We start from the raw sequence: 5,869 nt of genomic DNA on the forward strand, positions 1-5,869 counted from the left end.
GTCCGGCAACACGACGCAGCGCGTCCTGAACGGCGACACCCAGGCGCTGAACTGGGACCGCCGCAACAAGCTGACGTCGGTCGACGCGAACAACGACGGCACGCCGGACGTGAAGTACCTGTACGACGCGGGCGGCAACCGCCTGTTGGAGGACGACGGCACGACGCGCACGCTGTACCTGGGCGAGGCGGAGATCGTCGTCAACACGTCGGGCCAGGCCCTGGACGCCCGCCGCTACTACACCCACCCGGGCGCACCGACGACGGTGCGCTCGACGGGCGGCAAGACGACGGACCACAAGATCACGGTCCTTCAGGCGGACCACCACAACACGGCGACGAACGCGATCGAGCAGACGGCCGGCCAGGCCATCATCCGCCGCAAGTTCGACCCGTACGGCACCCCGCGCGGCACGGAGCCGGCCAACTGGGCCGACCGCCGCACGTTCCTCGGCACCGGCATCGACGACCCGGCCACCGGCCTCACCCACATCGGCGCCCGCGAATACGACGCATCGACCGGCCGCTTCATCTCAGCCGACCCGATCATCGACATCACGGACCCGCTCCAGATGAACGGGTACACCTACGCCAACGGAAATCCTGTCACATTCGCGGATCCCACCGGTCTGATCATTGCGGAGTGCGGCACGGGTGCGCTGACGTGCACGAATGGAGGGACCAAGGTCACGGGCTTGGGCCCGAAGGACCCGGGGCCGGGCAGTGGCGAGCCGCTCAAGGTCACGCTCCCAGGCAGTGGGGCAACGGCGACCGTAGAGACCTTCGGTAGTTCAATCAAGATCAATGGCACGTATGTCCCTACGCACGAAGACTTGATCCACCGATACAGCTGGGCGAGTTCGAAGCACTCGTACGGAAGTGACCTCAAGAAGTGGGTTCGCGCTACGTGTTCCGGATTTTCCGATGACGCTGCGTCTTTCTGCTTCGCTGCGCGTGACATGGGATGGATGGGGCCCCAGACGGCAGAGATCGACCTTCTGGAGGTGCTCGGGGTCAGGGATGTGATCGCTTGTGCTGGCGGTTCCGCGGAAGGGTGCAAGGCAGTCGCTGTTGACGCCGCAGTAGGTGTTGCTACAGCTGGTCTTGGGAAGGCAGGAAAGATTGCCTTCAACTTCCTGAAGCAGGCGATAAAGAAGGGCGACGAGGTACCTATTGGGTGCCTTACCGGTCTGATGGCGGGTGGTGAGCACAGCTTCCCTGCAGGTACTGAGGTCAAGCTGGCAGACGGCACCGCGAAGCCCATTGAAGAGGTGCAGCCGGGCGACGAAGTGCTGGCCACGGACCCGGAGACCGGTGAAACCACGCCGAGGGCGGTGACGGCCGCCATCTTCACCACGCACGACAAGACGTACGTCGACGTCACAGTCTCCACGGAAGACGGCAGCGAGACACTCACTACGACGGACCACCACCCCTTCTGGTCCACCACCTCGAAGTCCTGGGTGAACGCAGGAGACCTACGCCCTGGCACCAACCTGCGAACCGATGACGGATCCAGCGTTACGGTGACGTCCGTTCGTGTCTACGAACGGAACCAGGACACCTTCAACCTCACCGTCACCGACATCCACACGTACTATGTGCTGGCGGGTGAGACCCCGGTACTCGTTCACAATGCAACGCCAGGTCAGAAGTGCGATCTGACGCTGGGTGCTGGGCCGAACGCCCGAGAGGGGGTAGCCCTGGAGAACGGTGACATTGAAGCAGATGGCGTTCGAGATCTGATCAATGAATCAGGAAATGCACACGGCTGCCACACTTGCGATGCCACGGCGCCTGGCACCAAGGAAGGGGACTGGATACCAGATCACCAGCCGCCGTCTAGTCTCGTCGCTCCCGGATCCCCTCAGACGGCGTATCCTCACTGTCTGACCTGCGCCAGGAGACAGGGCGGGGTCGTCTCGCAACTCTCACAAGGAAAGAGCAATAAGGAATGGTAGCTAATGGCCCTGTGGTTTCATTCCTGGCGAAAATCGAGCACGGATGCCTGATCTTGCGAGATGTGGGAAGTGACGATGACGTCAGCGACTGGGATCCGGCGTCGAGCAACTGGTATCGAGAGGGCAGTGCACTCATCTTCGGCGTTCAGGCCAGTGTTGACGGTCCTGTCAAATGCGAGGTGTGGAAGTCGGATCCTCCTGTGATGCTTCCGGCAAACCTCTTCGAGGTGTCGCTTCCATGTCCGTCTGGTTGGCTCGTTTTGCATGACCCGAACGAGTACGCCCGAATGCAATTTGCGGGGTTTCGTGACTCCGTGCTCTGCTCGGTAATGGTGGATGATCCGCAATTTCCGTCAAAGGTGCAGATCTTGCTGAGGGAAGAGGGGTGAGTAGCTTCTTGACGCTCGTAGGAACGGGCGAGGCTCTATCCGGGGATCTCGCCAGTTGCCCCTGAGGTTGAAGGGGTGGGGTGACAGTCGGCGTTGGCGGTGCTACATCCTCGTCATGAGGTATGCGGATGGCGGCGGTCTGACCGCTGCGGGGCGGGCGAAGCGTGAGGCCGTGCGTTTCGAGGCCGCGGAGATGTTCGAGCAGGGGGTGCGGCCGCCGGAAGTGGCCCGCAGGTTACGGGTGTCGCGGAAGTCGGCGTACGCATGGCGCGACGGCGGCAAGCCGGCCCTCGTCTCCAAGGGGCCCGGCGGCCTTCCGTGTCAGCTCAACGATGCCCAGGCAGAACGGCAGCAGGCTGAGCTGGAGGCCGGCCCTGTGGCGCATGGCTGGAGCGAGGACCAGCGGTGGACCCTGGCGAGGGTCGCGGAGCTGATCCACCGGCTGTTCGGGCACCGGTACACCCCGCGCGGGGTGTCGTATCTGCTGCACCGGCTGGGCTGGTCGCCGCAGGTGCCCGTGTACCGGGCCGTCGAGCGGGACGAACAGGCCGTCGGGTTGTGGCGGACGGAGCCGTGGTCACCCGCCCGCCCCTCCACCTGGAGGACGGGAAGCGGGACGGGCGGCCGGTCTACACGGTGATGACCTCCCGCCGGACGGGACAACCCTTGTGGCACGCGCACGCGCACCGGATCGACACCACCGGCGGGCCGACCAGCGGCCGCCCGCGCACTTTCACGTACAGGTCCAGCGGAGGAGTGCAGTAACCGCACTCACCGAGCACGCATGCCCCGGACTTCCCGGTCCGGTCCATCTCCGCCCACGCCTCCGCGCCCGTCAGGCGCCGGCCGGTGACCGTGCGCCTGGCGCTCACAGGGTCCCGTCCTCGTTGCCGGGCCACCCGGGCTGGCGCTCGGGATGCGCGAAGTAGTACTGGGCGCACTGCGGGCAGCAGTAGACGTTGAATCCCGGACCAGTCGCAGAGTGGATCTCACAGACGACCATGGGCGTGTCCGTGATGTGCTGGCACCTCACGCACATACGGACCGGCTTCCGTCCCGCCCGGACGCTGGGCCCAGTCTCCTCCCGCTGGGTCTCGACCGAGTCCGCCCACGTCTGCGCGAACGCGTCCCGATGCTCACCCTCGTGCCCAGCGGGCAGGACGCAGGGCAGCCGGTGACGACCGGGCGCCGAACGCTCCCACCCCGAGCGCCGCGCCCCGCACAGTTCCGTGCTCAGTGGCTCGAACCGCTTCAGGTGCGCGCTCACCGGGTCACCCCCACCCCGTGAAGGTTCGGCATGTCACGGTCGTTGCCGAAGTCCGCTGCGAGCACGAGCGTGAGGCGCCGCTGCTGCTGATGCAGACGCTCCTGCCGCCGCTCGTGAGCGATCAGGTACGGGCGAACGAGGGGGATCGTGGCGCCGTCGAACTGCTCCGGCAGTCCGTACGGCGACCGGTGCACGGGGAGCCGCCGCGCGGCGGGGCAGGGCGCAGTCTGGGGCTGCGCGGTAGGGGCCGCCGTGGTCGAGCGGGAGGCGGCCCGACGCCTGCCGGCACCAGGGGCGAATAGGTCCAGCAGCCACGCGAGCAGCGCAGCGATAAGGTTTCGCACAGCCGAAGCTCCGTTCTTCGGTCAGCCCCGGTGCGGAAGGGTCAGAGCTCCCGCGCTGGGGCGTTTTTGCTTGCATTGCCGAGACTAGCTGACTAGTGGACTACTTCGATAGCCGACCAGTGAACTAGCTCGCACGCTGGGTATATGCAGCTCGATCGTTCAGTGCCATTCGCCCCGCAGGTTGCCGATGATCTCCGGCGCAGGCTGGATGCTGGGGAATGGCGCAGCGGGGACAAGTTCCCAGGCACTGTGGCGCTGAGCGCCGAGTACGACATCAGCCAGTCCACAGCCGTACGCGCCGTGGCTGTGTTGGTGTCGGAGGGACGGTTGCGCAAGGAGATCCCGCGCGGCTTCTACGTGGTGTAACCGCCCGAGGGCGGCGAGTCCGCCGACTAACGCGCAGCGTTCGGCCCGCGCTGCCCCAGTAGCTCTCTGTTGGCTCATCGTCACCCATCCAACGCACTCCGCGTTGCGTGATCGGAGGAGCCGGGCAGGGGGCCAGCAAGGGGCCAGGGCAGCCAGAGGGGGCCAGCAGTGGTCAGTGAGCGCAGACGATCCTTCGGGCCCACCTCGCACGCCTACGCCGCGCCGCGAACAGGAGCCAGCGGCAGTTGGCCGCCGACCTGTGCGCACTCCCCGCCGTCCAGTCGGTCGCCCGTAACGAGGTGTCTCGTTGGGAGCGCGGCGGACGGGTCCCTGATTCGTGGCTGCCGTTCCTTGCTCGCGCCCTGGACGCTGACCTTGTCGAACTGGAACGCGCCGCCGCGTACGCCCGGGGCGAGACCGACACCCCGCCCCCGGGCCGACCGCCACCCTCGCAGCGCTCCTTCCCGACGGCGACCCGCTCACCCTCGCCCCGGGCCAGACCGGGCGCCGTCTCGGTGCCAGCGACGTGACCGCTCTGGCTGGACGTGTTCACGGGTCACGGCTCGCTGACGACGTACTGGCCGGCGGGGACCTGATCGGGCCAGCGTTTCGCGAACTGCGCGCCGCCGTCCGCCTCTACCGCGAGCACACCCACGCCGACGACGTGGGGTGCACGCTGCTCGTACAGATCGGGGAACTCGCCCAAATCGTCGGGTGGATAGCCAGCGATGCCGGACGCCACGACGACGCCGAACACGCCTACCGACTCGGCATCTCTGCTGCCCGCCAGGCTGCCGACGGACCCTTGGCCGCGAACCTTGCCGGATCGCTCGCCTACCAGTGGTCCAACACCGGCCGCGAACACGAAGCGCTCGCCCTGGCCCGAGCCGCCCTGGAGGAAGCCGGACCCGACGCACCCGCGAAGACCCGCGCCCTGTTCCTCGACCGCGTCGCATGGGCACACGACGCGCTCACCGCCAACCATCGTGCTCAGGGCCCAGTGGGCCTGCCGGGTGTGCCGCGAAGAACTCGACATGATGGACGCCCGCGTCTACCCCGAACTGTGCCGCCCGTTGCGCGCCGTGCCGTTGCTCACGAACGTGCTCGCCCGGTACGACGCCACCCACGCCCGCGAACTCGCCCTGTACCGGTCATGGCTCGCGGTTGCCCTGGCCGAAGCCAACGAACCCGAGCAGGCCGCCGACGTGGCACACCAGGTGATCACCGCATCCGCCGACATGACCAGCGACCGCACCGCCGAACGCTGCCGCGTCGTACTCCGCCGCCTACTCGACCACGATGACGTGCCCGAGGTCCGTGCACTGCTGAGCGAACACGGCCACCTCGTGACCGAACGGGAGTCACTAGGCCGCTGACCTGCGTAGAGGTCCCTGCCCCAAAGGGTGGGCCTACGCGCACGTACACGTACGAGGACGGCGCCGCCTGGGCCAAGAACACGGACGAGTTCACGAAGCCGGCGCTGCGCACGTACGACCAGTGGCGCGGCTACGCGAGCGTGCTCACCAAGAAGGGCACCACGAGC

At 67.0% G+C, this 5,869-nt stretch carries 10 protein-coding genes; 6 read left to right on the forward strand and 4 right to left on the reverse strand.

What is annotated here, in order from left to right:
- From HTZ82_RS28415 to HTZ82_RS28425, 3 genes are all read left to right on the forward strand, one after another.
- Window positions 1–1,960: polymorphic toxin-type HINT domain-containing protein (locus HTZ82_RS28415; protein WP_254712176.1), on the forward strand; the 1,960-nt coding region annotated here is incomplete at its 5' end.
- Between the two features lie 11 nt (window positions 1,961–1,971).
- Window positions 1,972–2,349, forward strand: a complete 378-nt coding sequence (locus HTZ82_RS28420; RefSeq protein WP_175412249.1) for a hypothetical protein — start codon at window positions 1,972–1,974, stop codon at window positions 2,347–2,349.
- A 115-nt stretch (window positions 2,350–2,464) separates the two neighbouring features.
- Window positions 2,465–2,989 carry a winged helix-turn-helix domain-containing protein gene (locus HTZ82_RS28425; protein ID WP_175412250.1) on the forward strand — a complete coding sequence of 175 codons (525 nt, stop codon included), beginning with the start codon at window positions 2,465–2,467 and terminating at the stop codon, window positions 2,987–2,989.
- On the opposite strand, the gene HTZ82_RS28430 is transcribed toward HTZ82_RS28425, so the two are convergent.
- The 3 genes from HTZ82_RS28430 to HTZ82_RS32600 are packed head-to-tail and all read right to left on the reverse strand — an operon-like array spanning window position 2,979 to window position 3,810.
- Window positions 2,979–3,221: a hypothetical protein gene (locus HTZ82_RS28430; protein WP_175412251.1), complete on the reverse strand. Its 243-nt coding sequence runs from the start codon at window positions 3,219–3,221 to the stop codon at window positions 2,979–2,981. The genes HTZ82_RS28425 and HTZ82_RS28430 overlap by 11 nt on opposite strands.
- Window positions 3,218–3,616: a hypothetical protein gene (locus HTZ82_RS28435; protein ID WP_175412248.1), complete on the reverse strand. Its 399-nt coding sequence runs from the start codon at window positions 3,614–3,616 to the stop codon at window positions 3,218–3,220. The genes HTZ82_RS28430 and HTZ82_RS28435 overlap by 4 nt, the downstream gene beginning before the upstream one ends.
- Window positions 3,613–3,810 (reverse strand): hypothetical protein, encoded by a 198-nt coding sequence (locus HTZ82_RS32600; protein ID WP_254712177.1) that lies wholly within the window; start codon window positions 3,808–3,810, stop codon window positions 3,613–3,615. Before HTZ82_RS32600 ends, HTZ82_RS28435 begins: the two co-directional genes overlap by 4 nt.
- Before the next feature lie 294 nt (window positions 3,811–4,104).
- Here HTZ82_RS32600 and HTZ82_RS28445 point away from each other — a divergent pair, with 294 nt between their 5' ends.
- Both HTZ82_RS28445 and HTZ82_RS32605 read left to right on the forward strand, forming a co-directional pair.
- Entirely contained in the window at window positions 4,105–4,326 is a 222-nt protein-coding gene (locus HTZ82_RS28445; RefSeq protein ID WP_175412253.1) for a GntR family transcriptional regulator, read from the forward strand.
- 245 nt (window positions 4,327–4,571) lie between these two features.
- The gene (locus tag HTZ82_RS32605) at window positions 4,572–4,856 is read left to right on the forward strand and encodes a hypothetical protein (protein WP_254712178.1); all 285 of its coding nucleotides are present in this window, start codon (window positions 4,572–4,574) and stop codon (window positions 4,854–4,856) included.
- Between the two features lie 26 nt (window positions 4,857–4,882).
- On the opposite strand, the gene HTZ82_RS32610 is transcribed toward HTZ82_RS32605, so the two are convergent.
- On the reverse strand, window positions 4,883–5,311 hold the full coding sequence (locus HTZ82_RS32610; protein ID WP_254712179.1) for a hypothetical protein: 429 nt from the start codon (window positions 5,309–5,311) through the stop codon (window positions 4,883–4,885).
- A gap of 1 nt (window position 5,312) precedes the next feature.
- On the opposite strand from HTZ82_RS32610, the gene HTZ82_RS32615 reads away from it, so the two are divergent.
- Window positions 5,313–5,702, forward strand: coding sequence for a hypothetical protein (locus tag HTZ82_RS32615; RefSeq protein WP_254712180.1), 390 nt, complete (start codon window positions 5,313–5,315; stop codon window positions 5,700–5,702).
- Window positions 5,703–5,869: the final 167 nt, after the last annotated feature.

The organism is Streptomyces sp. TRM64462 (assembly GCF_013362995.1).
Classification (GTDB): domain Bacteria; phylum Actinomycetota; class Actinomycetes; order Streptomycetales; family Streptomycetaceae; genus Streptomyces.